24 protein-coding genes and 1 pseudogene are annotated in these 25070 nt (G+C 60.0%); 12 read left to right on the plus strand and 13 right to left on the minus strand.

Annotated features, from left to right (window positions below; all coding sequences use genetic code 11):
- The 5 genes from CRX69_RS21070 to CRX69_RS21090 all read right to left on the minus strand — a co-directional run.
- Positions 1-173 (minus strand): transposase (locus tag CRX69_RS21070; protein ID WP_157952146.1); only part of this gene is annotated, 173 nt, incomplete at its 3' end.
- 158 nt (positions 174-331) lie between these two features.
- Positions 332-1687 carry an MBL fold metallo-hydrolase RNA specificity domain-containing protein gene (locus tag CRX69_RS21075; RefSeq protein WP_107322777.1) on the minus strand — a complete coding sequence of 452 codons (1356 nt, stop codon included), beginning with the start codon at positions 1685-1687 and terminating at the stop codon, positions 332-334.
- Positions 1688-1788: 101 nt separating this feature from the next.
- Positions 1789-2679, minus strand: coding sequence for a universal stress protein (locus CRX69_RS21080; RefSeq protein WP_047225679.1), 891 nt, complete (start codon positions 2677-2679; stop codon positions 1789-1791).
- Positions 2680-2740: 61 nt separating this feature from the next.
- Positions 2741-5113, minus strand: coding sequence for a phosphoketolase family protein (locus CRX69_RS21085; protein WP_107322778.1), 2373 nt, complete (start codon positions 5111-5113; stop codon positions 2741-2743).
- Between the two features lie 136 nt (positions 5114-5249).
- Positions 5250-6143, minus strand: a complete 894-nt coding sequence (locus CRX69_RS21090; protein WP_076384336.1) for a universal stress protein — start codon at positions 6141-6143, stop codon at positions 5250-5252.
- A gap of 306 nt (positions 6144-6449) precedes the next feature.
- On the opposite strand from CRX69_RS21090, the gene CRX69_RS21100 reads away from it, so the two are divergent.
- Positions 6450-7013 (plus strand): GNAT family N-acetyltransferase, encoded by a 564-nt coding sequence (locus CRX69_RS21100; RefSeq protein WP_047225870.1) that lies wholly within the window; start codon positions 6450-6452, stop codon positions 7011-7013.
- Between the two features lie 55 nt (positions 7014-7068).
- Here the strand turns inward: CRX69_RS21100 and CRX69_RS21105 are convergent, their stop codons facing one another.
- Complete coding sequence (locus CRX69_RS21105) at positions 7069-7980, minus strand: universal stress protein (RefSeq protein WP_047225675.1); 912 nt, start codon at positions 7978-7980, stop codon at positions 7069-7071.
- Positions 7981-8086: 106 nt separating this feature from the next.
- Positions 8087-9331, minus strand: a complete 1245-nt coding sequence (locus CRX69_RS21110) for an MgtC/SapB family protein (protein WP_107322779.1) — start codon at positions 9329-9331, stop codon at positions 8087-8089.
- Between the two features lie 236 nt (positions 9332-9567).
- On the opposite strand from CRX69_RS21110, the gene CRX69_RS21115 reads away from it, so the two are divergent.
- The 5 genes and pseudogenes from CRX69_RS21115 (at position 9568) to CRX69_RS21135 (ending at position 15440) form a co-directional block, all read left to right on the plus strand.
- Positions 9568-10491, plus strand: coding sequence for a universal stress protein (locus CRX69_RS21115; RefSeq protein WP_076384330.1), 924 nt, complete (start codon positions 9568-9570; stop codon positions 10489-10491).
- Between the two features lie 45 nt (positions 10492-10536).
- The gene (locus CRX69_RS21120; RefSeq protein ID WP_107322780.1) at positions 10537-13314 is read left to right on the plus strand and encodes a cation-transporting P-type ATPase; all 2778 of its coding nucleotides are present in this window, start codon (positions 10537-10539) and stop codon (positions 13312-13314) included.
- Between the two features lie 60 nt (positions 13315-13374).
- A complete protein-coding gene (locus CRX69_RS21125; RefSeq protein ID WP_076384326.1) occupies positions 13375-13809 on the plus strand; it encodes a universal stress protein in 435 nt (144 codons plus the stop codon).
- A 68-nt stretch (positions 13810-13877) separates the two neighbouring features.
- The gene (locus tag CRX69_RS21130) at positions 13878-14513 is read left to right on the plus strand and encodes a c-type cytochrome (protein WP_107322781.1); all 636 of its coding nucleotides are present in this window, start codon (positions 13878-13880) and stop codon (positions 14511-14513) included.
- Between the two features lie 10 nt (positions 14514-14523).
- A pseudogene (locus tag CRX69_RS21135) lies at positions 14524-15440 on the plus strand (c-type cytochrome).
- Positions 15441-15501: 61 nt separating this feature from the next.
- On the opposite strand, the gene CRX69_RS21140 reads toward CRX69_RS21135, so the two are convergent.
- The 6 genes from CRX69_RS21140 to CRX69_RS21165 form a co-directional block, all read right to left on the minus strand.
- Positions 15502-15789: a cyd operon YbgE family protein gene (locus CRX69_RS21140; protein WP_107322782.1), complete on the minus strand. Its 288-nt coding sequence runs from the start codon at positions 15787-15789 to the stop codon at positions 15502-15504.
- Positions 15786-15908, minus strand: a complete 123-nt coding sequence (cydX, locus tag CRX69_RS21145; RefSeq protein ID WP_047225667.1) for a cytochrome bd-I oxidase subunit CydX — start codon at positions 15906-15908, stop codon at positions 15786-15788. Before cydX ends, CRX69_RS21140 begins: the two co-directional genes overlap by 4 nt.
- Before the next feature lie 22 nt (positions 15909-15930).
- Positions 15931-17067, minus strand: a complete 1137-nt coding sequence (gene cydB, locus CRX69_RS21150) for a cytochrome d ubiquinol oxidase subunit II (RefSeq protein ID WP_107322783.1) — start codon at positions 17065-17067, stop codon at positions 15931-15933.
- Positions 17060-18631 carry a cytochrome ubiquinol oxidase subunit I gene (locus CRX69_RS21155; protein ID WP_107322784.1) on the minus strand — a complete coding sequence of 524 codons (1572 nt, stop codon included), beginning with the start codon at positions 18629-18631 and terminating at the stop codon, positions 17060-17062. The genes cydB and CRX69_RS21155 overlap by 8 nt, the downstream gene beginning before the upstream one ends.
- Positions 18628-18828 (minus strand): cytochrome oxidase putative small subunit CydP, encoded by a 201-nt coding sequence (gene cydP / locus CRX69_RS21160; RefSeq protein ID WP_052915280.1) that lies wholly within the window; start codon positions 18826-18828, stop codon positions 18628-18630. Before cydP ends, CRX69_RS21155 begins: the two co-directional genes overlap by 4 nt.
- A gap of 144 nt (positions 18829-18972) precedes the next feature.
- A complete protein-coding gene (locus CRX69_RS21165) occupies positions 18973-20298 on the minus strand; it encodes a sigma-54 interaction domain-containing protein (RefSeq protein WP_047225664.1) in 1326 nt (441 codons plus the stop codon).
- 226 nt (positions 20299-20524) lie between these two features.
- Here CRX69_RS21165 and CRX69_RS21170 point away from each other — a divergent pair, with 226 nt between their 5' ends.
- Genes CRX69_RS21170 through CRX69_RS21195 form a run of 6 tightly spaced genes read left to right on the plus strand, consistent with a single transcriptional unit; the run spans position 20525 to position 25049 of the window.
- Positions 20525-21403, plus strand: a complete 879-nt coding sequence (locus tag CRX69_RS21170) for an MBL fold metallo-hydrolase (RefSeq protein ID WP_047225663.1) — start codon at positions 20525-20527, stop codon at positions 21401-21403.
- 41 nt (positions 21404-21444) lie between these two features.
- A complete protein-coding gene (locus CRX69_RS21175) occupies positions 21445-23115 on the plus strand; it encodes a bifunctional protein tyrosine phosphatase family protein/NAD(P)/FAD-dependent oxidoreductase (protein ID WP_107322785.1) in 1671 nt (556 codons plus the stop codon).
- 28 nt (positions 23116-23143) lie between these two features.
- Positions 23144-23947 carry a sulfite exporter TauE/SafE family protein gene (locus CRX69_RS21180; protein WP_107322786.1) on the plus strand — a complete coding sequence of 268 codons (804 nt, stop codon included), beginning with the start codon at positions 23144-23146 and terminating at the stop codon, positions 23945-23947.
- Between the two features lie 43 nt (positions 23948-23990).
- A complete protein-coding gene (locus tag CRX69_RS21185) occupies positions 23991-24425 on the plus strand; it encodes a YeeE/YedE family protein (RefSeq protein WP_107322787.1) in 435 nt (144 codons plus the stop codon).
- Positions 24426-24427: 2 nt separating this feature from the next.
- Positions 24428-24847, plus strand: a complete 420-nt coding sequence (locus CRX69_RS21190) for a DUF6691 family protein (RefSeq protein WP_107322788.1) — start codon at positions 24428-24430, stop codon at positions 24845-24847.
- 13 nt (positions 24848-24860) lie between these two features.
- The gene (locus CRX69_RS21195; protein WP_047225658.1) at positions 24861-25049 is read left to right on the plus strand and encodes a YgaP family membrane protein; all 189 of its coding nucleotides are present in this window, start codon (positions 24861-24863) and stop codon (positions 25047-25049) included.
- Positions 25050-25070: the final 21 nt, after the last annotated feature.

The raw sequence follows: 25070 nt of genomic DNA on the forward strand, positions 1-25070 counted from the left end.
TTAGCCCCCTCGGGGGTCGAACCCAAGCGCTCTTTGCGAACCTGGTCGACCCAACGGCGCAAGGCGGTAGGGCCAATATCCAGGCTGGCACAGACTTCGGGAACGGACTGGCCCTCGTCCAGCACCATGCTGGCAGCCTTGAGCTTGAACTCACTGGAATAAGATTTGCGCATATCCAAACACCTCAGATTTGGGCGCCATCATAGCGCCCGATTGAAGTGTCCAAAATCATTAGGCCAGTTCAGGCTCGCTCCCACAGGGGCCGGCGGTGAACACAAATACCGCGTACCTCAGGACCTTTGTGGGAGCGAGCCTGCTCGCGAAGGAGGCCTCAGAACTCCACGCTGTCGCGATACTCCGGCACCGATACTGACCAGCCCAACTCATCGCGAATGCGATGGCGCAGGACATCGGACGCGTTGGGTTCGCCATGCACGACATAGGTATGCCGGGGCGGTGTCTTGAAGCCGCGCAACCATTGCATGATTTCATCGGCATCGGCATGGGCGGACAATGTTTGCATCGGCACCACTTCGGCGTTGATTGGCACGTCCTTGCCATGGATGCGCACCGCAGGCTCACCCGCCACGATCCTTGCGCCACGCGTCCCCCCGGCCTGGAACCCTGGCATCAGCAAGGTATTGATCGGGTTGGGCGCCAGGCTCTTGAGGTGAAACAACACCCGCCCTCCGGTAGCCATACCACTGGCGGCGATGATCACCGCCGGGGTGCGTTGCAGGTCCAGGTTCATGGAATCCCTGGCCGAGCGCACCGGGTGCGCGATGTGGCACATGCCCTCACACTCCTCCCTGGACAAACGATGCTCATCGCCAAAGCGTTGATACAAGCGGGTTACATCAATGGCCATGGGGCTGTTCAGGTAGATGGGGATGTCCGGGATCGCCATCCGCTGTTTCAGGCGATACAGGTGATACATCAGCAGTTGTGCCCGACCGACCGTGAACGAGGGCACCAAGGTGATGCCGCCGCGCAATGCGGTGCGGGTGATGACTTCAGCCAGTTGATCTTCGGGCGATTGGCTTGGGTGCCTCCGGTCGCCGTAGGTGGACTCAACCAATAGGTAATCCGCCTGCTCGATGGTTTGCGGGGCAAACATCACCGGGTCCTCGGGGCGCCCCAGGTCGCCGGAGCACACCAACGTAACGCCAGCGGCCTGCACCTGCACCGTGGCTGCGCCCAGGATGTGTCCCGCACGGCGCAGCACAATCCCCACCCCACGGGCGATATCCACCGGATGATCGAACGCTATCGGGCGTAACAGTTTCAGTGCCCGCTCGGCATGCTCCCGGGTGTACAACGGCATGGCAGGATCATGCTTGGAAAACCCCTTGCGGTTGGCGTATTCGGCCTCTTCCTCCTGCAAGCGGGCGCTGTCGAGCAAGAGGATCTTGACCAGTTCACAGGTGGCCGACGTGGCATAGACCGGACCGCGATAACCGTTTCGCACCAGCACTGGCAGGTAACCGCTGTGGTCCAGGTGTGCGTGAGTCAGCACGATCGCGTCCAGGTCACGCATTGGCAGTTCGAAGGGGTCCCAGTTGTGCAAGCGCAATTGTTTGTAGCCCTGAAACAGCCCGCAGTCGATCAGGATGCGTTGATCGTCATGCTCCAGCAGGTACTTGCTGCCGGTGACTGTGCCGGCCGCCCCTAGAAACGTCATGCGCATGAGCGTGCTCCTGAACAATCGATTGGCGTTCCATTGGTCGCACTATTCGCCCAGCGGGCCATTGATTTTCATCAAGGACACAGCCATGAGCACCGGTTTCTTCACACAGCCAGTACGCTGCACGACACCTGATACAAAATATGCTCCGTGGTGCTACCCAACAGCCCGTGCGAACCACCCTTCTGCGAGCGCCCCATGACCACGACATCGACCTCATGCTCCAGGGCAAACTCACTCAAGGCTGAAACCGGATGGCCCAGCACGAAGTGCCTGCGCTCGGCCGGCACGCCGAACAGGTTGGCCAGCTCCAGGAATGTTTTTTCCAGGCTCCTGCGCAGTTCATTGCTGAGCTGTTTAAGCGTCAGGCCACCTCCGCCGACATCGCCGAGATAGACCGACGAAACCTCATAGGCGTGAACCAGATGCAACTCGGCGTCGCACTGCAAGGCCAAGCCGATTGCCTCGCGAATGATCCGGTCGTTGAGCCCACTGTTTTGCGCAAAGTCGCTGGAAGGGTCCACCGCAGCAACCACTTTGCGCGGCAAGGCGTGGCCGGTGGCGCCCACCAGGTACATGGGAACCGGGCACTGGCGCAACAGACGCCAGTCCAGCGGAGTAAGGAAGGCCCGTTTGAGCAGGGGCTCGTGTTGCACCTGCTTGATCAGCAGATCAGGCTGGATTTGCGTAACGTGCTGCAGAATCTGCTCGTCCATGCCGTCGACCCAATCCACCTGCGTGGTGACCCTCAGGCCTCGGCGCCGCATCTTGTCGGCCTCCTCCTCCAGCCAGTGACGGTGGTCCTGCAGGTAATTCTGACGCGCTTCATCACGGGGCTCCTGCTCCAACAGCTTGAGAATGTCCAGTGACGGCACCAACGCAGAAACATGCAAGTGCGCCCCGCTGGCCGCCGTCAGGGCCGCTGCGTGATGAAGGGCCGGAGAGTGTCGCTGTGCCGGGTTGAGGATCAGCAGTAAGCGCTGGTACTGGCTCATGATGGATCTCCAAAAAGTCAGGGCGAACGGCGCGATGTCGAAGTCGTGACAGGGCGTACAGTCAACCCGGCGCCGGCGTCCAGCGCCAGTTCAGGACCTCGGGCATGTCCTGCCCATGTTCGATCAGGTAAAGCTGGTGCTTCTCCATGGTGGCCCAGTAGCGGTCCCGGGCGCCCTCCACCAACGGTTGCAAGCGCGGTACCCGCTGGATGACATCGAAGGCCAGTTGGTAGCGATCCAAGTGATTGATGACCGCCATGTCGAACGGGGTGGTTGTGGCCCCCTCCTCCATGAAACCGCGCACATGGAAATTGTCATGGTTATGGCGCTTGTAGACCAGACGATGGATCAATGAAGGATAGCCGTGGAACGCGAAAATCACCGGTTTGTCCACGGTGAACAACTCATCGAACCCGGCATCCGGCAGACCATGGCAATGCTGTTGCGGCGGTTGCAGGGCCATCAAGTCCACCACGTTCACCACCCGCACGCGCAGATCCGGCACGTATTGGCGCAACAGTGTCACGGCGGCCAGGGTTTCCAGGGTTGGCACATCACCGGCGCAGGCCATCACCACATCCGGGTCGTCATCGTTCTGGCAGGCGAAGGCCCAGCGACCGATGCCAATGGAGCAGTGCCTGATGGCCGAATCGATATCCAGCCATTGCCACTCTGGTTGCTTGCCGGCCACGATCACGTTGATGTAATCGCGGCTCTTGAGACAGTGATCGGCCACCGACAACAGGCAATTGGCGTCCGGCGGCAAGTAGATACGCACCACATCGGCACTTTTGTTCGCCACATGATCGATAAATCCCGGATCCTGATGGGAGAAACCATTGTGGTCCTGGCGCCAGACGTGGGATGTGAGCAGGTAGTTGAGCGAAGCGATCGACGCGCGCCAGGGAATCTGCGCAGCGGTCTTGAGCCACTTGGCGTGCTGGTTGAACATCGAATCGACGATATGGATGAACGCCTCATAGCAGGAGAACAGGCCATGGCGGCCCGTCAGTAAATAGCCCTCAAGCCAGCCTTCACACACCTGCTCGCTGAGAATTTCCATCACCCGGCCTTCGCAGGCCAGGTTGGTATCCCCCGCTTCAAGTGCCGCCATCCAGGTCTTGCCACTGACCTCGTACACCGCATCAAGGCGATTGGAGGCGGTTTCGTCGGGGCCGAACAGGCGAAAATTGCCAGCCTTGAGGTTGTACTTCATCACGTCCCGGACAAAACCACCCAACACCCGGGTGGACTCCGCCTGCACACTGCCGGGCGCGGAGAACGGCACGGCGTAATCGGTAAACCGAGGCAGCTCAAGTGACTGGAGGAGCAAGCCGCCATTGGCGTGGGGATTGGCGCCCAGACGCCGATGCCCTGTGGGCGCCAGCGCCGCAATCTCCGGCAGCAACGCACCACTGGCGTCGAACAGTTCCTGTGGCCGGTAACTCTCGAGCCATTGTTGCAGTTGCGTCAGATGCATGGGCTGCTCGAAATGACTCAGTGGCACCTGATGGGCGCGCCAGGTGCCCTCGACCTGCTGACCGTCGACGAATCTCGGACCGGTCCAGCCCTTGGGCGTGCGCAGCACCAACATCGGCCACAGTGGCCGCTCCAGTTCATGTGCCGACGAGTCTGCACGGGCCGTACGCTGGATTTCGCGGATCTTGAGCAGCATGGCGTCCAGGACCATCGCCAGTTGCTGGTGAACGCTGTGGGGGTCGTCGCCTTCGACAAAATAAGGATCGTAGCCATACCCGTACATCAGGGCTGACAGCTCGTCTTCACTGATACGCGAAAGCAGCGTGGGGTTGGCGATCTTGAAGCCGTTGAGGTGAAGGATGGGCAGAACCGCACCGTCACGCCGGGGGTTGAGGAACTTGTTGGAATGCCAGCTCGCCGCCAGCGTACCGGTTTCGGCTTCACCATCGCCGATAACGCAGGTCACGATCAGGTCAGGGTTGTCGAACGCCGCACCGTAGGCGTGGGCCAGGCAATACCCCAGTTCCCCGCCTTCATGAATGGACCCTGGGATCTGCGCCGAGACATGACTGGACAACCCGTAGGGCCAGGAAAACTGCCGGAACAGGCGCAGCATCCCGTTCTCGTTCTGTTCCACCGAGGGATAACACTGGGTGAAGCTGCCCTCCAGATAGCTCTGGGCGACGATGGCCGGGCCGCCGTGTCCGGGGCCGGTGACCAGGATCATGTTCAGGTCGTGGGTCTTGATCAGGTGATTGAGGTGAACGTAAATCAGGTTCAATCCCGGCGTGGTGCCCCAGTGACCCAACAGGCGCGGCTTGACGTGGCCCAGTAGCAGCGGTTTGCGCAACAATGGGTTGTCTTTGAGGTAAATCTGCCCCACAGCCAGATAATTGGAAGCACGCCAATAGGCGTCAATGCCTTCCAGTTGGTCGGGGCTAAGAAAATCACTCATCACATTCTCCCAAAGAGGCTGGATTACCCGCGAACTGCCCTGGTCGCTTGAACCGATATCGAACGGTCTGCCACGACTGATTCTGGAGCGCTTGAACAAACCCGACTTGATTTACATCAGAGTCAACGCGCCCTGCTCATACCCTGACTGCCAACAAGCTGCCCGACACCGAATACAGGGCCCGTTCCGTCGTGCTACCGATCAGACGGTCCAGCCCAGCGCGTTGCTCGGTGCCCATCACCACCACATCAGCCTCGAACTCATCGAGGAACTCATGGATCACCGGCACCGGCAGGCCAATGACGAAATGACGGCGCTCGGGTGGAATGCTCCACCGCTCGGCCAAATTGATGAACGCCGCATGCAGCGACTCTCGCAAGGCCTCGGCAAAATCTTCATCCCAGGCCCCAGCCACCAACGAAGCCTCCCCGTTGAAGGCCGGAGACAGATCGCAGGCGTGCAGCAGATGCAGCGGGGCATTGCATTGCAGGGCCATTGCCCCGGCGGCCTCGATAATGCGCTGGTTCAAGGCGTTGGCCTGCGGATTGGCGGGGTCCACCGCCGCCACGACCCGGCGCGGCAAGCTGTGGGTGGCGCGATTGACCAGATGCACCGGCACCGGGCAATCGCGCAGCAGATGACAGTCCAGGGGCGTCACGAAAACACGTTTGAGCAGCGGCTCGAGGGTCACATCCTTGATCAGCAAATCGGGCTGAAACTGCTCGACGTAGCGCAGGATGTCCAGTAATGGATGAGTGGTCCAGACCACATGGGTCGTCACATCCAGTCCTTGCTCCTTGAGCAGCGCCGCCTCCTCCACCATCCAGCGACGGTAGTGGTGCATATAGCGCTGAGCTGTCGCTTCATCGTTCTTTTCGCCCCACAAATGCGTGTGAGGCGGTGGTTGAACGAATGCGCACAGGTGCAAGGCCGCGCCACTGACCCTGGCCAGGGCACAGGCGCGACGCAGCGCGGCAGACGGATGCAGGTCGGCTTCAACGATCAATAGCAAACGTTGGTACTGTCCCATTACACACCTCCACTGGTCTGTTGGCCATCAGGTCCCCAGCGGTCCCTCTCTGGCATGTGCAACAGCCTGCGCTTGTCACCCCGGGGCGGCTTGATCTTTATCAACTGCATGCACATACCTGTGGGAGCAAAGCTTGCCCCCCACAGGTTTGGCTCCCACTGAAATTGCTCCCCGGCATTGATCATCGACGAGCGGATTCGCGAGCACTGATCCAGATCAGAATCGATCTGCCACGCCGGCGTAGAACAGTAGCGAATGCACGGCCTTTGCCGCGCCGAAGGTTCACACCCGATGGAGGAACGCATCATGCTCAACGTCAAAGACCACAATGAACGCGCCGCTGCCCTGTATGCCAGCATCAGCGGCAAGCACTGGATCCAGGCCCTCAGAGATGGCCGGCACGTTTTGATCAGGCCACTGAAGGAAGAAGATCGCCAGCGTGAGTATGACTTCATCAAGCGTCTGTCACCGGAGTCCCGGCACATGCGTTTCCTGGCGCAAATCAATGAGCCCGGCGCGGCCATGCTCGACCAGTTGATGGATGTCGACTGCAAGACGCGCATGGCTTACATCGCCCTGGTCCACGACAACGGCCAACTGATCGAAATCGGTGTCAGCCGCTATTGCGCTACCAGTGAACACGAATGCGAGTGCGCCGTGACCGTGGCCGATCAATGGCAGCATCTGGGGCTGGGGACGTTGTTGATGGAGCATTTGATAGAGGCGGCCCGCAAGAACGGCTATCGCCAGCTGTATTCCATCGACGCCGCCGATAACGCCCCTATGCGGGATCTGGCTCATAGCCTTGGGTTTGATACCCGCACCGACCCCGATGATGCCCGGCAGGTCATCCACCGGCTCTATCTTTAACCACAGTGCATTGCGCGGGACCCGGGGCCAGGCCCCGCGCAAGGTCACCCTGCCGTCACTCGCCCGGCTTGATTGCCCATATACTGCAAGGTGCCCGTTGCAGCACCTGCTCGGCAGTACTGCCCAAGTGCTTGTCCAGACCTCGATGCTGTGTCGTGCCCATGACAATGACGTCGCACTGATGATCGGTGGCGAACGTGCAGATGCTGCTCAGCGGCGCACCTTCGATGAAGTGACGCTGCTGCGGTGGCACGCCGTGACGCTCTGCCAGGGATTCAAACACTTCGTGCTGCGCCTGCCCCAATGCTTCATAGAGCCCGGTGGCGAGCGGGAGCGCACCCACGCCCATGTCGGCGGCGTACACCGCCGTCCAGTCGAAGGCGTGCAACAACTCAACCTGGGCGTTGCATTGATCGGCCAGTTTCACGGCGGCATCGACGATCCGGTCGTTGAACACCAGGTCCTGCTCCTCGCTGCGCAGCACATCGACGATCGCCAGGACCTGCCGGGGCCGCGGATGACGCGCGTCGGTGACCAGGTGCACCGGCACCGGACAGTCGCGCAGCAGGCGCCAGTCCATGGGTGTGAAGAAAATCCGCTTCATCGCCGGTTCGGGCTCGGCGTCCTTGATGATCAGCGCCAGGGGCATCTCTTTGACGTACTGCTGCAAGGCCTGATAAGCGTCTTTGCCCCAGACCACCTCGCTCGTCGCCTCCACTCCATGGCGGCGCGCCAGCTCAGCCTGTTGCCACAACCAGTGCCGGTGCGTTTCCAGATACCCGTCACGGGCCTTCTTGACTTGTTCTGGCGCAAAAAGACCGGCCACCGAGAGCACCTCCAGATAATCGATGGCGACGATGTGCAGGGGCAGATCCAGCGCCAGGGCCAGTTCGGTGGCGCGGTCGAACGCAGGCGAACGGGTCATGGCATCGGGTGCCAATAACAACAAACGTTGGGTCTGGGACATGGAACACCTCGGCACGTGGCGGCAGCCACCTAAAGGATTGAGGGTTCCAGAATGAACGTATGCCACGGGCAGGACTTGATCTTCATCAAACTGCCACCACACAGGCTCACAGATTCGGGAGCAGAACGCCGGCCCACATTCCCAGCGTCACCACCACCTGGCCGGGGATGAAATACCCGGCGAAACGCCGTCCACCACTGAGCCAAGCCACCACGCATTTACTCAGGGAGTTGCTGCTCATCGCCATCAAGACCGGTATGGCGATACCATCCAGGGGTAACAATCCGGCCTTCGCCAGGGAAGCAACGGAGGCAATCGAAGCATGAGCATCAACCAGCCCGCTGAAAACCGCCGTTACGGTTACCCCGGTCTGGCCGAACTCGGCAAGCATCGCCGACGACAGGAGCGTGATACCGGCCATCGCCAGGACTACCGTCAAGGCCAGTTTGAGGTTGAAGGCCCCGCCGCGCTTGATCGGTTCATCCGCCCGAGCCCTGGGTCGGGGAAACATCAGCATTCCGGCGTAGATCAATGTTGTCAGCAGGCCACAGAGTAGCGGGCCCCACATCCAAAGCAACAGGGCCGGTTCTACGGCACCGAGGATCAGCCCTATTTGTGCCACTGTCGCCAAATTGGACAACACGGCAGCGGCGCTCAGCACCTTGAGATTGGCCGGTTCTTTCGCGGCGATGTTACCCATGGTGGCGACGGTCAGCGTGGCCGAGGCGAACCCCGAGGCAACCGCGCTGAGGGCGTAACCGTAGTGAGTGCCGAGGGTCCGCACCGCAACATGCCCCAGCGCACCCACAGCCATCAACATGACCGTCAACATACAGATGGTGCGCAGGTTGATCGCATCGTAAGGCCCGAGGAAGCGATCCGGCACCAGAGGCAACACCACCAGCGCGGCGATCAACAGCACCAGCCCGTCACGCATTTCCGCGGCGGTCAATTGGTTACGGGCAAAATGGTGCAGCGCCTGGCGGCTGGCGAGCAGACCGGCCATCACCACGCCGATCGCGATCGCCAGGGCCGGGGCGGTCATGCAGAGCGCTCCCAACGCCAGCGCCGCGAATAACGCCACTTCGCTGGTGATACCGGGGTCCTGGTCGAGGTTTCGCCAATACGCCGCCGTGACCAGTGCCCCCAGCGCAAGCGCCACGAACCCGAGCAGCAAGACTCCGCCAGCCTGGACCGTGACATAACCCAGCAACGAGGTAATGGCAAAGGTACGCAGGCCGGCGAAGTCGCGCCGGGCGCCCTCGCCCTTGCGTCGCTCGCGTTCAAGCCCGATCAACAAGCCGATTCCGAGCGCAGCGGCGGCATTGGCAAAGCCCAGGGTTTCGCTCATGGCCTCGGTTCTATACTGAGTGTTCCGGTTGTACCTGAGTCCAGGGTAGTCCCTGGGAGGATTTCATGATCAAACATAACGCTATTGCCAGGCGCCGTGTGCATTGATGCCACGCTTCTGGCATGAGCTTGATGCAAATCAAGTGACCGATGCCCGATACGATCATGATCAAACCCTGGCTCCACGCGGCGCGAAGGCCGTCGGGTACCCATACGTCCATGCTCGGGAGGTTTGTCATGTCCACGCAATCACGTTTGATGTTGGTCGTCTCGCCGCTGATGGAACACAGTCCGGCCTTCGACCGGGCAGCGGCGCTGGCCAAGGCCGAAGGCGCCGCGCTGCACATCGTTGCCTTCGACTACCTCGAAGGCCTGGCCACCGCCAGCCTGGTCAATGAGCAGGCCCTGGAACAGATGCGCCTGGGTTACGTTGAACGCCATCGCCACTGGCTGGAAGACCAGGCCCGGCCACTGCGCAAGCTGGGCATTGAAGTCACGACCGAAGTGGCGTGGGTCGAGCGACCGCTGCAGGAGATTCTGGTCCACCTCAAGGAGCAGCCGATGGATGCCCTGATCAAGACGGTGGAGCATGAATCCTGGTTCTCGCGCCTGATGTTCACCCCGCTGGATGTGCACCTGCTGCGCGAAAGCGAAGTACCTTTGCATTTCGTCAACAAAGTCACCCACGCCCGTCCGCGCAAGATTCTGGCGGCCATTGACCCCTTTCATCTCGACGGCCGCTACGAAGGCCTCAACGACCGGATCCTGAGCGAAGCCAACAAACTGGCCACCTCCTGCGACGCGAGCCTGGAAGTCATCTACGCCTATGACCTGTCGTCCATCACCGCCTCCGAATATGGTTTCGGCAGCGGCTCGATGTTCTTTTCTTCCACCCTGGCCCGGCAGCTCTATGAATCCCAGGGCGAGGCGTTTGACGCGTTGGCCGAGCGCAACGGCATCGCGCCGGAACAACGACGCATGGTCATGGGCGACCCGGCCAAGGTATTGGCCAGCTACGCGGCATCCCATGACATTGATGTCATTGTCATGGGGCGCGTGCGCTACAAAGGTTTGGACAAGTTGATCGGCAGCACCGTGGAAGGCCTGCTGTACAAGATGCCGTGCAGCTTGTGGGTGATTGCACCGCAGCAGTTCGATTGAACGCATGAATACCAACAGCATAATGAGCGCAGGGATAGCGACCTGATGAACCGAGCGAGCAACGCACCGACCGAGCGGGATCCGATTCCCATAGATGTCGAGGCTTGGTACACGCTGCCTGCGCAGCAGGTGCTCGAACGGCTGGAGGTCAATGAGCACACCGGGCTGAACGATGCAGAAGTTCAAGCCCGGCTTGCGCGCACAGGCTTCAATCGCCTGCCGGAGTCGGCGCGGCGACCGGCGTGGCTGCGTTTTCTGTTGCAGTTTCACAATATCCTGATTTACGTGCTGCTGGGCTCTGCGGTGATCACCGCGCTGCTGCAACACCTCTGGGATACGGTGGTCATTCTGGCGGTGGTGGTGGCCAACGCCATCATTGGCTACGTCCAGGAGGGCAAAGCGGAAAAAGCCATGGACGCGATCCGGCAGATGCTGGCGCCCCGCGCCGCCGTGATTCGTGCCGGTGAACGTTTGAGCATCGCGGGTGAAACGCTGGTACCCGGCGATATCGTCTTGTTGGAGGCCGGCGATAAAGTCCCGGCAGACCTTCGCTTGCTGCACGCCAACAGGCTGCAGATCCAGGAAGCCATCCTGACCGGTGAATCCGCCGCCGTGGAAAAGCACACTGAACCTGTGCGCCTTGGAGCGCCCCTGGGTGATCGTGCCTGCATGGCCTTCAGTGGAACCCTGGTGACCTGCGGACAGGCCACCGGGGTCGTCGTTGCAACCGCGACCGCCGCCGAGATCGGGCGCATCAGCAATCTGTTGTCGGAAGTCGAGACACTGACCACGCCATTGGTCCAGCAAATGAACGTCTTCGCGCGCTGGCTGACGATCCTGATTCTGCTCGTCGCCGGGCTGCTACTGGTTTACGGTCATTTTGTCGGCCATTACGCATTCAACGAAATCTTCATGGTGGTGGTGGGCATGTCGGTCGCTGCCATCCCCGAAGGACTGCCCGCCGTTCTCACCATTACCCTGGCGGTCGGGGTTCGCGCGATGGCCCGTCGCAACGCCATCGTACGCCGCTTGCCCGCCATCGAAACCCTGGGATCGGTTTCGGTCATCTGCACGGACAAGACCGGCACCCTCACCCGCAACGAAATGATGGTCGCATCAGTGGTCACCCGTGATCTGACGTTCACGGTCGACGGTGCCGGTTATCAGCCGTCGGGAAACATGAACCTGGCTGACCAGTTGATCGACACCTCCAATCACCCCACGTTAGCCGAACTGGGACGCGCCGCCGCGCTTTGCAATGACGCGGTGTTGAGACTGCACGATGCCACATGGAAGGTCGAGGGCGATCCCATGGAGGGCGCACTGCTGGCGTTTTCCGTGAAAGCCGGAATCGATGGCGAAGAAGAGCGACGCACCTGGCCCCGCACCGACGCGATTCCGTTTGACGCCAAACACCGCTTCATGGCGACGTTGCACCACAACCATGAGCGACAGGCGTCAATCTATGTAAAAGGCGCGCCGGAACAGATCCTGGCCATGTGCGCGCAGCAGCGTGGCAGTACCGGCGCCACGGAGCCGCTCAATGCTGACTACTGGCACCAACAGGCAAACACCATTGCCGGCAAAGGTCAGCGCGTGCTGGCGTTTGCCAGCCGCCCCGTGCCGTCCGAGCACACCGTTCTGGAGTTTGGCGACGTGCAGGGTTCGCTGACCCTGCTTGGCATGACAGGCATGATTGACCCGCCTCGCCCCGAGACGATCCAGGCGGTCCAGCAATGCCAGGCTGCCGGTATCGCAGTCAAGATGATCACCGGCGATCACTCCGGCACCGCCGCCGCGATCGGCGCGCAAATCGGCCTGCAAAATCCCGACAAGGTGCTGACGGGCGTCGACCTGGACGCGATGAACGACGGCACGCTCAAAGAAGCGCTCAAGGACGTGAATATCTTCGCCCGCACCAGCCCTGAACATAAGCTACGGCTGGTGATGTTGCTGCAATCGAACGGCATGACCGTGGCCATGACCGGCGACGGGGTCAACGACGCGCCCGCGCTCAAACGCGCTGACGCCGGCATCGCCATGGGTGACAAAGGCAGTGAGGCGGCAAAAGAGGCGGCGGACCTGGTGCTGGCCGATGACAACTTCGCCTCCATCGTGGCCGCCGTACGTGAAGGCCGGACGGTCTACGACAACATCAAGAAAGTGCTGAGCTGGACGTTGCCCACCAACGCGGGCGAAACCATGACCATCATTGTCGCGCTGCTGTTTGGCCTCACCCTGCCGGTGACACCGATTCAAATCTTGTGGATCAACCTGATTACCGCCATAACGCTGGGTATCGCCCTGGCGTTCGAGCCGACCGAAGAAAACACCATGCGCAGGCCGCCGCGCTCAAGGCACGAGCCGTTGATAAGCGGCGCCTTGATCTGGCACATGGTGCTGGTTTCGATCCTGTTTCTTTGCGGCGTCTACGGCATATTTACCTACGCGCTCGACCGGGGCTACCCGGTGGAGTTGGCCCGCACCATCGCCGTCAACACGCTGGTGGTGATGGAAATATTCCACCTGTTCTTCATTCGCAATCTTTATGGCACGTCACTGACTTGGGAGGCTGTCAGAGGTACAAAGGTCGTGTGGCTGACCGTTGCAGTGGTAACCTTCGCTCAGTTCGCCATCACCTACGCGCCGCCCCTGCAAAGGGTGTTTGCCACTCAAGCGATCCCCTTTATGGATGGGCTATTGATTATCGCAGTGGGCATCGCGCTCTTTGCGATCATCGAAACTGAAAAACAGATTCGGCTACGGTTAACCGACCCCAAGGGCGCTACGCTCATAGTGGGACAGACCCCGAAGTCACCCTGACGCTGCGGCTGGCATGGTGTTCGACCAGCCGCTGGATGTTACTGAAAGAGGATTCGGAAAATGCACAAAGTATTGGTCGCTGTCGATGGTTCAGAGCACTCCGAACGTGTGGTGCATTACCTCATTGGACTGATCCAGGACGGCGGATTGCTGGGAGGCAGCGTGGAGGTGCACCTGGTCAATGTGCAGTCATTTTTACCCACTCGCATCGCGCAAACCATGAGCAAGGATGAACTTGACCGTTACTACGACGGCAAAAGTGCCGAAGATGCGAATAAGGCAATCACTCTTCTGAAACAGCAAGGCATCGCCTTTACTTTCCATACACTGCACGGCGACGCGGCCAGCAGAATCGTGGCGTGCGCCAAATCCTTGGGGTGCGACAGCATCATCCTGGGTTCGCACGGCAGTGGTTTTCTCGAAGGCATCTTCCTGGGCTCTGTCGCGGCCAAAGTGATCCAGCTGTCCAGTATCCCGATTACCTTGGTCAAATAACCGAGGGTGAGTTGCAGTTGATGGCGCACCAGGGGGCCTGTCCCCCATAACGTCTGCGAGGCAGAACGATGGGTATGTCGCGATGGGGATCAGTCCTTGCTTTATCCGGTGCGCTGGCAACATCCGCTTATGCAGCTGACGCGCAAAAGACCTTCACCCAGGGCGGGACCAACCCCGCCGCCATTGCCTGTTCAACCTGTCATGGTGCGGACGGTACAGGGATGCCCGCGGCTGGCTTCCCAAGGCTTGCAGGGTTACCTGCTGAGTACTTCGCAAAACAAATCGCGGATTTTCGCTCAGGCTCCAGGGCCAACCCAATCATGCTTCCTATCGCCCAGGCATTGAGCGAGGACGAGGTACAAGCCCTCGCCAGCATGCTCGCCAACATGCCAGGCCCACCCGTCAAACCCATCAATCGTGCGCAGGCGGCCAAGGGCCTGGGGCAGACCCTGGCATTGAGAGGCGCATGGGATCGAAACATACCCGAGTGCGTCTCCTGTCATGGCCCCGGCGGAATCGGGGTCGGTGCCTCTTTTCCACCGCTGGCGGGCCAATCGGCTCAGTACCTGGTCTCGCAACTGAATGCCTGGCGGCAGAAGACCCGAAAAAATGATCCAGACGATCTCATGGGCCACATCGCGAGGTCCCTCACTGAAGCCGAGGTCGAGGCTGTTTCCCGGTATTTCGCTGAGCTCAGTCAATAGAGGTCTGGCCATGAAATCATTCATCGCGGCACTCATCAGTTTGAATATGGTATCGATGGCTGGCGCTGCTGATGTGGCAGATGCATCGCCCCCTTCGCCCGGCCCAGACGCCCCACAACAGCGGACGGCGACATTTACTCCGCCAGCAGAGGACACGCTGCCTGATAACGCCTTTGGCCGTTTGGTCCGCCAAGGGCATGCGATCTTTGTCGATACCAAAGCCAACGCCCCCGAGTTCGTGGGAAACGGGATGAACTGCACCAATTGTCATTTGGACCAAGGCAGAAAAGCCGACTCGGCGCCCCTTTGGGCGGCTTACACGATGTACCCGGCTTATCGAAAAAAGAACGACAAGGTCAATACCTACGCCGAGCGCCTACAAGGCTGCTTTGAGTTCAGCATGAACGGAAAACCGCCTCCGGCCGACGGGCAGGTCATCGCCGCCCTGACTGCCTTTTCCTACTGGTTGGCAACAGGAGCACCGCTAGGCCAGGAACTGCCCGGGCGAGCTTATCCTGAGGTGCCACAACCGGCGGGAGGCTTCGATGTGGCCAAGGGCAAGGTCATCTATGCCAGCAATGCGCGGTGTGTCATGGCAACGAGGGCGAAGGCCAAAAGGCCGGGAGCGATTACGTATTCCCACCGTTATGGGGCAAAGACTCATTCAATTGGGGCGCGGGGATGCATCGTATCAATACCGCAGCCGGGTTCATAAAGTCGAATATGCCATTAGGTAAAGGCGCCACCCTGTCCGCCGATGAGGCCTGGCACGTTGCTGCCTACATGAACAGCCACGAACGGCCGAAAGACCCCAGGATGATTGCCGGTTCTATCGAGCAGACCCGGTTGAAATTCCATGCCAATGACGGGATCAATCTTTATGGCAAAGAAGTGAACGGCGTGATACTTGGCCAGGGAACTGAATGAACGGCGCAGCCAATACTACTGTCGCCGTTCTCGTGCAGCGTTATTGAACGTAAGCCCGCCTTCACCGCACGAACATCAGCCATCCGGCCAGCACCAATGCCGCAGTGCAGGTCCAACCTGAAAACAGCCAGCGCCAGAGCCACCGGCGCGGGATAAAACCCACGCCCCTGACGAAAGCCACACTCATCGCCGCAAACAAAGCACCCGCCAGTGCGTGATCAGCTTTTCCCTCCGAGGTTGCCATCATCGGCGGGTACAGTGTGCAGGCAAGCATGATGGTGATGGCGATCATCAGACTCGCCAGATGAATGCGTGAAGACGGCTGGGTATCTGAGCGTTGCTGAATCATCGCTGCTGCTCGTCATTGTCACTCAAGGCCCGGTTCGCTTCGTTCTCCCCCCACATTGCATTCAATATCGCCAGCAACAGCGCAAAGCCGACTCCCAACATCCAGGCGAAATACCACATATTCTTTGCTCCTTTGCCGGCACTAGTAGGCCGAATGCTCGTTGGCTTTGATCTGGGCAACGGTGACTTTTCCGCTCATGACGCGATACGCCCAAGAGGTATAAATCACGATCAGAGGCATGAAGATCAACGTGGCCCAGAACATGATCGCCAAGCTCAGGTGGCTGGAGACGCTGTCCCACACCGTCAGGCTTGCCGCAGGCATGGTTGAGGAAGGCATGATGAACGGAAACATTGAGACGCCCGCCGTGCTGATCACGCCAATCACCGCAAGCGATGAGGCGACAAACGCCGACAGCGTGCGGCGCACCATCAACAAGAACACGGCAGCTACAGCCCCGCCCAATCCAAGGACGGGCAGCAGCCAAAGCAATGGATAGCGTTCGTAGTTGGCCATCCAGGCGCCAGGTTCACGTACCACAGTCTTGCTGAGGATGTCCGGCAGCGCCGCGGTATCAACGAGCGAGGTGATGCGGTAGCCGTCAATCCATTGCAGCCAGATGCCGGCCACGATGAATGAGCACACCAGCACAATCGCCGCCGCCACTGCACCTTTTACTGCCCGGGACTGGATAATCCCCTCAGTGCGATGGGCCAGATAAGTGCCGCCCTGCAGGGTGATCATTGCACTGCTCACAACACCGGACAGCAGCGCGAAAGGATTGAGCAGTTGCCAGAAACTGCCGGTGTAGGTAGACACCAGATAGTCATTGAAGTGAAACGGCACGCCCAGCAGCAAGTTGCCAAACGCAATCCCGAACACCAGCGGAGGCACCGCCCCTCCGATAAAGAGCCCCCAATCCCAGGTGCTGCGCCAAGTGGCGTTGTGGATCTTGCTACGGTAGTCAAACCCCACCGGGCGGAAGAACAACGCCCAGAGCACCAGAATCATCGCCCAGTAGAAACCACTGAAGGCAGTGGCGTAGACCACAGGCCAGGCCGCGAACAAGGCGCCGCCAGCGGTGATGAACCAGACCTGATTACCATCCCAATGCGGCCCGACGGTATTGATGACAACGCGCCGCTCCAGGTCATTGCGGCCAACGAATGGCAGCAGCGTGCCGACGCCCATGTCATGACCATCCATGATCGCAAAACCGATCAGCAGGACGCCGACCAACGCCCACCAGATTATTTTCAGGGTGAAGTAATCAAGCATGGTGAAGCTCCTTCAGATGAGCGTCGTGAACATAACGGCCTGTACCGAGGCTGCCAGGCCCTTGGCGGGCGAACTTGACCATCAGGAACATTTCCACCACCAGCAACACGGTGTAGAAAACGATGAACCCGGCCAGCGAGCCATACAGGTTGTTGACGCTGAGCGTGGACACGCTCATGTGGGTCGGTAATACGCCGTAGATCGTCCAGGGCTGACGGCCGTATTCGGCGACAAACCAGCCCAGTTCACAGGCGATCCAGGGCGCCGGCAGCATGTAGAGTGCCCAACGCAACAACCCTCGGTGGCGGGTGCGGTTCGACTTCAGCGTGCTCCAGAATGCCAGTGCAAAGAGCATCAGCATCGCAAAACCCAGGCCGACCATGATCCGGAACGCCCAAAACATAGGCGTCACGCGCGGAACCGTATCGTTCACCGCGGTTTCGATCATGGCCGGTGTGGCTTGGTTGACGTCCTCGACATAGCGCTTGAGCAGCAACCCGAAGCCCAGATCAGCTTTGTATTCTTCGAACGTCTTGAACGCCGCCGGATCGCTGCGATTGGCTCTCAGTGCTTCCAGCGCATTGACTGCGCTAATACCGCGGATGATTCGGGCGCGGTTCTTTTCCTTGATCTCATGAATGCCGGGAATCTGCTGGCTGACCGAGCGGGTCCCGATCAGGCCCATCAACCATGGCACCTCGACCTCCCAATTATTTCGGGATTGAGCTTCATCGATGCTCGCGATCAGCGTCAGGCCAGCCGGCGCGGGCTTTGTTTCCCACATGGCCTCCATGGCCGCCAGCTTGGTCTGCTGCGCCTCCCCCACCGTGTAACCGGACTCATCGCCCAGTACGATGACGCTCAGCACAGAGGCCAGGCCGAACGCTGCGGCGACCCGAAAGCTACGTTTGGCAAACTCGACATCACGATTTTTGAGTAAATACCAACTGGAGATCGACAGCACAAACATCGAACCGGTGACATACCCGGCCGAAACCGTATGGACAAACTTGGCCTGGGCCACCGGATTGAACACCACCGTCCAGAAATCGACCATTTCCATGCGCATGGTGATGTAGCTGAACTCTGAGCCCACCGGGTTCTGCATCCAGCCATTGGCGATCAGGATCCACAGCGCCGACAGGTTTGTGCCGATTGCCATCAACAGCGTGACCAGCAAGTGATGCTGTCTCTTGAGACGGTCCCAACCAAAAAAGAACAGCCCGATCATGGTCGATTCGAGGAAGAACGCCATCAAGCCTTCGATTGCCAGCGGTGCACCGAAGATGTCACCGACATAGTGCGAGTAGTAGGCCCAGTTGGTGCCGAACTGAAATTCCAGGGTGATCCCGGTGGTCACCCCCAGCGCGAAGTTGATGCCAAATAGCTTGCCCCAGAAGCGCGTCATGTCTTTCCAGATGACCTTACCGGTCATCACATAGACGCTTTCCATGATGACCAGCAGCCACACCATGCCAACGGTGAGCGGTACGAAAAGGAAGTGATAAAGCGCCGTGGCTGCGAACTGCAGCCGCGACAAATCCACCAGTTGTTCTGAGATCACTTGCTTGCCCCTTGAGCCGAGGTGGGTACACCGAAACGGTTGCCGACCGCGTTGGAATCGACGCTGACGTGGAAATCCTGGATGAATAGCCACCACAGCACTGCCAGCACGAGCAGCTTGATAAGCACTGCTGTGAGCAGATGACGGCGCAGTCGTTTGTCGGAAATAGTCATGTCGGTGCAGTTAGCACGCGCCATGCCAAGGCTCAGGGTCAGGTTTTTATCGTTAAATAACAGCCGATTAGGAACGTAACCTGGGAGAAGGGGGATTTTGCGCCAACCTCAGAGCCTGCCAATCTGCCATGACGGCAGTGATTGGCAGTCAGGTGTCATAGCGGCTGATCAGGCCAAACCCTGCTCTTTCAAGCGCCGGTACAAAGTCCGTTCGCTGATACCCAAGTGCCGGGCCAGCTCACTGCGGGTCCCTTTGAACGCAGACAGGATCTGGGCCAACGAGTGGCCATCAGCAACAGCCGGGTTAGCCAGTCGTTGGGCTGTCGCATCGGGGACCTGGGGTAAATGCACGGAATGAATGACCCCGTCATCGGCAAACAGGCTGGCTCTTTCCAGCACATTACGAAGCTCGCGGATATTGCCCGGCCAGGAGTATCGCTGCAGTTGCATCAAGGCATCGGCGTCGATGGTCAGCCGGCGCTTGCCCGTACCGGAACGTTGCAATAACGAATTGACCAGCAGCGCGATGTCCTCCATGCGATTGCGCAGAGGCGGTAAATGAATGGGAAATACGCTGATGCGGTAGTACAGGTCTTGCCTGAACTCACCCTGGGCCATCATCTGTTCCAAGGGCTTATGGGTGGCGGCAACCAATCGGAAATCGGCATGCAAGGTTTCCACGCCGCCAACACGGCGATAGGTTCCCGACTCAATCAGCCTGAGCAGTTTCACCTGCATGGCCAGGGGAACGTCGCCGATTTCATCAAGAAACAGCGTACCGCCCTGGGCTGTTTCGACCAGGCCCTGCTTGCGCAGGGTGGCCCCGGTGAACGCGCCTTTCTCGTGGCCGAACAGTTCGCTTTCAAACAGCGTTTCAGTCAACCCGGAACAATCCACTACCACAAAGGGCCCGTTGGCCCGCTCGCTGGTTTCATGGACCGCACGGGCAAACAGTTCCTTACCCGTCCCCGACTCTCCCAGCAGCAGCACCGGCAACATGGACGGCGCGACCCGCTGCAGTTCCGACAGTGCACGGTTGAACGCCGGAGAGCTGCCCACCAGGCCCTCGTTGCTGGGCCGTGCTGAGGCGCTGCGTACCAGGGTAAGGCGCTCCACATACGCGGTTATGTCGCCATGGTCATTGAGGATCGGCCGCAGTTCCACGTCGACATGTTCAGGCCCGCGGGGGGTGTGGTGAATGTGCAGGACCCGATCCGGGCCGCGCATTTCCCTGGCCTTCTTCATCGGGCAGTTCTCCCCCGCCTGATCGCAAGGCACATCGTAATGGTGGGAAATCCGATAGCACTTATGACCAATAAACGGTTGATCGGCACTGCCGAACTGGCGCCGATAGGCGGTGTTCGCCGCCAGAATGTTGTAGTCCGGGTCCAGCACGATCATCGGCTGCGGCTCGTGCTCGAGAAACGAAACCAGAGACTGCACCTGGTCCGGCGGGGGGATCGAATTGTTCGGGGTAGGCAGGATAGTGCTCATCGGGGTTCCTGTGGATTCATCCGGACGCAAGCGACACTGCCACTATGCCAACAAACACTGCCAATGGCAGTTGTTTATTCGTGTGCGTGAAAATGCCGCATCCCACCTACAAAAATAAACACAACAAATTCAGATAGATAGTTTTGATTTTTCGCTCACTCGGTGCATGGCAGACTTATTGCTATGTCAGGTTAAACCAGTCGGCAACAAGACCAGGAGACCGATCATGACCGCTACACTGCACGTCGAAGGATTTTTCGATCCCGATACTCATACTGTCAGTTATATCGTGCTTGATCAGGCGACCCGCCACTGCGCACTCGTGGACAGCGTACTGGATTACGATCCCAAGTCCGGCCATACCACGACGACGTCTGCCGACACGTTGATCGCCAGGGTGGCCGAGCTGGACGCCAAGGTTCAATGGATTCTTGAAACCCATGTCCACGCCGACCACCTCACGGCAGCGCCTTACCTCAAAGAAAAGCTGGGAGGCAAGATCGGCATCGGCAGTCGCATCACCACCGTGCAGCAAGCCTTTGGCACGCTGTTCAATACCGGTGATGACATGGCCCAGGATGGAAGTCAGTTCGATCATCTGTTCGTCAATGACTACACGTTCTCCATCGGTTCGCTGCAATGCCGCGCACTGCATACGCCGGGCCATACACCCGCCTGCATGACGTACGTCGTCAGCGACGCCAGGCAAACGGTGGCATTCGTCGGCGACACCCTGTTCATGCCCGACTACGGTACGGCGCGCTGTGATTTTCCTGGTGGCGATGCCCGCACCTTGTTCCGGTCCATCAACAAGGTACTGAGCCTGCCGGCCGATACGGTGCTGTACATGTGCCACGACTACCAGCCCGACGGCCGCGAGGTACTGTTCGCCAGTACCGTTGCCGAGCAGCGCGCCGACAATATCCATGTGCGCAACGGCATCAGTGAAGAAGAGTTCGTGGCCATGCGCACCAAGCGTGACAGCACGTTGGAAATGCCGACGCTGATCCTGCCATCGGTTCAGGTGAACATGCGCGCCGGACACTTTCCTGAGCCGGAATCGAACGGCACACGCTATCTGAAGATCCCGCTCAACGTGCTCTGACGTCCCCTCCCCTATAAGAAAATCCCATCACGGAGACCACCATGGACATCCGCCACCTTGCGCCAGGCTTAGCGGTATCAGAGCAGATTTTCCCCGATCAATTGACGGAACTGAAAAACACCGGCTTTCGCGCCATCGTGTGTAATCGCCCGGATGGCGAAGGCAGCGATCAACCCTTGTTTGCCGAAATCAAGCGCGCGGCTGAAGCGATGGGCATTGAAGCTCACTATCTGCCCGCGGAATCGGGCAAGGTCACCGACGAGCAAGGCGTTGCCTTCGGCCGGCTATTTGAATCGCTGCCAAAACCGGTGTTGGCGTATTGCCGCTCCGGCATGCGCTCGACAACCATGTGGGCGCTGTCACAAGCGAACCTGCTTCCTCTGCCGCAGATCGTCGAAACAGCCAAAGATGCCGGGTTTGACATGAAAGGCGTTATCCGCCGGATTGCAAACAAGGGGCAGACCCCGATCGAAGTGGCCGAGGCCGAACATGCGGTGGTCATTATCGGGGGCGGCGCAGCGGGCATTGCGGCGGCATCCAGCTTATTGGCCAGGGAACCGGGGCTCGACATCGCCATCATTGACCCGGCAGATGTGCATTATTACCAGCCCGGCTGGACGCTGGTCGGTTGCGGTGTCTTCGATGCCCCCCGGACCGCCCATACGATGGGCTCGACCATTCCTCGCGGCGTCCACTGGATCAAAGCCGCCGTGGCCGCTTTTGAACCCGAGAAAAATGCGCTCATTCTCGATGGGTGCAGAGTCGTCAAGTATCAACAACTGATCGTGTGCCCTGGCCTGAAACTCAACTGGAATGCCATTGAAGGTCTGCCGCAGACATTGGGTCGCAACGGCGTTACATCCAACTACCTGTATCACCTCGCCCCCTATACCTGGGAGTGCGTGCAGCAACTACGCGGTGGCCGGGCCATCTTCACGCAACCGCCGATGCCGATCAAATGTGCCGGGGCGCCGCAAAAAGCCATGTATCTCTCTGCCGACCACTGGCGGCGTGAAGGGGTACTCGGCAACATCAAGATCGATTTCTGTAGTGCCGCAGCAGTGCTGTTCGGCGTGCCCGATTACGTGCCGGCCCTGATGGAGTACATCCGCGCCTATGGCATCGACCTGAACTTCGGCAGCACGCTGACGAGCGTTGACGGTCCCGCGCGAACCGCCACCTTCAGTTGCGCCCAGCCCGATGGCACACGCCAGCTTGTCACGCGCGACTTCGACCTGCTGCATGTGGTGCCCCCACAGATTGCGCCAGACTTTATCCGCGTCAGCCCCCTCGCCGATGCCGCTGGCTGGATTGATGTCGACCCCGACACGCTGCGCCATAAAACCTGGGCGAATATTCACGCACTGGGCGACGCCACCAACTCCAGCAATGCCAAGACCGCCGCGGCCGCTCGCAAGCAGGCGCCCGTGGTCGCCCATAACGTGCTGGCAGCCATGGGCAAAGCCAAGGGCAACGCTCATTACGACGGTTACGGCTCCTGTCCGCTGACAGTCGAACGGGGCAAGATCGTCCTGGCGGAGTTCACCTATGGCGGCACCGTCGCCCCCAGCTTCCCGTCCTGGCTGATTGACGGTACCCGGCCATCGCGGCTGGCCTGGCTACTCAAGGAGCGGATTCTCCCTCCGTTGTATTGGAAGGGCATGCTCAAGGGACATGAGTGGCTGGCTAAACCGGAGTTGGCGGATCTATGAAACCAGACCTCAAGGCAAGGAGAGAGGGATGATCATCATCTTGCTGCTCGGCCTGACCGTGGGTGTGATTCTGGCGCTGACCGGCGCTGGCGGAGGAATCCTGGCGGTTCCCCTGCTGGTCTTCGGCGCGGGCCTGAGCATGGCCGAAGCCGGGCCCATTGGCTTGATGGCGGTGGGTTTGGCCGCGTCCCTGGGTGCGGTGATGGGCCTTAGAAACGGCACCGTACGCTATAAGGCTGCGCTGCTGACCGCAGGCGCGGGCATCATCTGCTCTCCACTGGGGATCTGGCTGGCTCAGCGCACGCCCAACCGTCCCTTGACGCTCCTGTTTGCCCTTCTATTGATGTACGTGGCCTTCCGGGCCTTTCAAAAGTCACTGCCCTCGCGCGCCGATTGCAAAGCCACGTCGAAGCGCAAACCCCCGCCTTGTGTACTGGACGAAAACCGCGGCAAGCTCCATTGGACCGCACCCTGTGCCTGGGCGCTGACGGTCTCCGGCATGGTCGCCGGCGCGCTGTCCGGCCTGCTGGGTGTGGGCGGCGGTTTTGTCATGGTCCCGGCACTCCAGCGCTACACCAATCTGACCACCCAATCGGTGCTCGCCACGTCGCTGACGGTCATTGCCCTGGTTTCAATTTCCGGCGTGGTGGCGAGCTCGGCGGCGGGTCATTTGCAATGGGCGATTGCCGTACCTTTTACCCTTGGCGCATTGTTGGGAATGACCGGCGGCCGCTTGCTCGCCGCCCGGCTGCCGGAGCCCTATCTGCAAAAAGGCTTCGCCATTCTGGCTGCGCTGGTGGCCCTGGCATTGGTTGTAAAAGCCTTGGGTTAATCGCCTGGTGGAGTCTCAACATGGTTTGTATCGGAGAAATCTCATGAACATTGACTGGCTCAACTTCACGCCCTGGTCAGCCCTTGCCGGCGGTGCGTTGATTGGTGTGGCTGCCAGCCTTTTCGTTGTCGCCAATGGACGTATCGCCGGCATCAGCGGTTTGCTCGGCAGCCTGCTGCAGCGTGGTGGCGAGGGGATCAGCGAGAAAGCGCTGTTTCTGCTGGGGCTGCTCGTTGCGCCGCTGGTATGGGGCCTGTTCACCGCGTTGCCGCAGATTGAGTTTCAGAGCGGCTGGCTCGGCCTCAGCGTCGCCGGCCTGCTGGTGGGCATCGGCACCCGCTACGGGTCGGGCTGTACCAGCGGCCACGGCGTATGTGGCCTGTCGCGCCTTTCACCGCGTTCGATGATCGCCACGGCATGTTTCATGTTCAGCGGTTTCGCCACGGTCTTTGTCCTGCGTCATGTGCTGGAGGGTTGAACATGCTCAAACTGACTGCATTCATGGCCGGTCTGGTGTTCGGTTTCGGTCTGCTCCTGGCGGGCATGGCCAATCCGAGCAAAGTCTTGGCGTTCCTGGATGTGACCGGCACTTGGGACCCCTCCCTGGCCCTGGTCATGCTCGCAGCGATTGGTGTTGCGATCGGCCCACTGACCTGGGCCCGCCGCCAGACCCGTTCGGTGCTGGGAAACACGATGCAATTGCCGGTCAAGCGTGAGCTGGACCCACGCTTGATCGGCGGCAGCCTGCTGTTTGGCATCGGTTGGGGGATAGCCGGTATCTGTCCGGGGCCCGCCGTGGCGATCCTGCTGACCGGGCACTGGCAAATCATCGTATTCATGGCGGCCATGCTGGCTGGCATGTTGTTGTTCACCGCGCTGGAGAACCGGCGCACTCACTGATCGGGAGATCGTCATGAAAGCCAATATCGGAACCATCGACCGTAGCTTGCGTATTGCCGCGGGACTTGTCCTCATTGCCCTCAGCCTGAGCGGCGTGATCGGCTTGTGGGGCTGGATCGGCCTGGTGCCGCTGGCGACGGGGATCTTCCGTTTCTGCCCGGTCTATACATTACTGGGCATCAGGACCTGCAAACGCTGCTGAGGCGGGTGCTGCCGCGCCTGC

Source organism: Pseudomonas rhizophila (assembly GCF_003033885.1).
Lineage (GTDB): Bacteria > Pseudomonadota > Gammaproteobacteria > Pseudomonadales > Pseudomonadaceae > Aquipseudomonas > Aquipseudomonas rhizophila.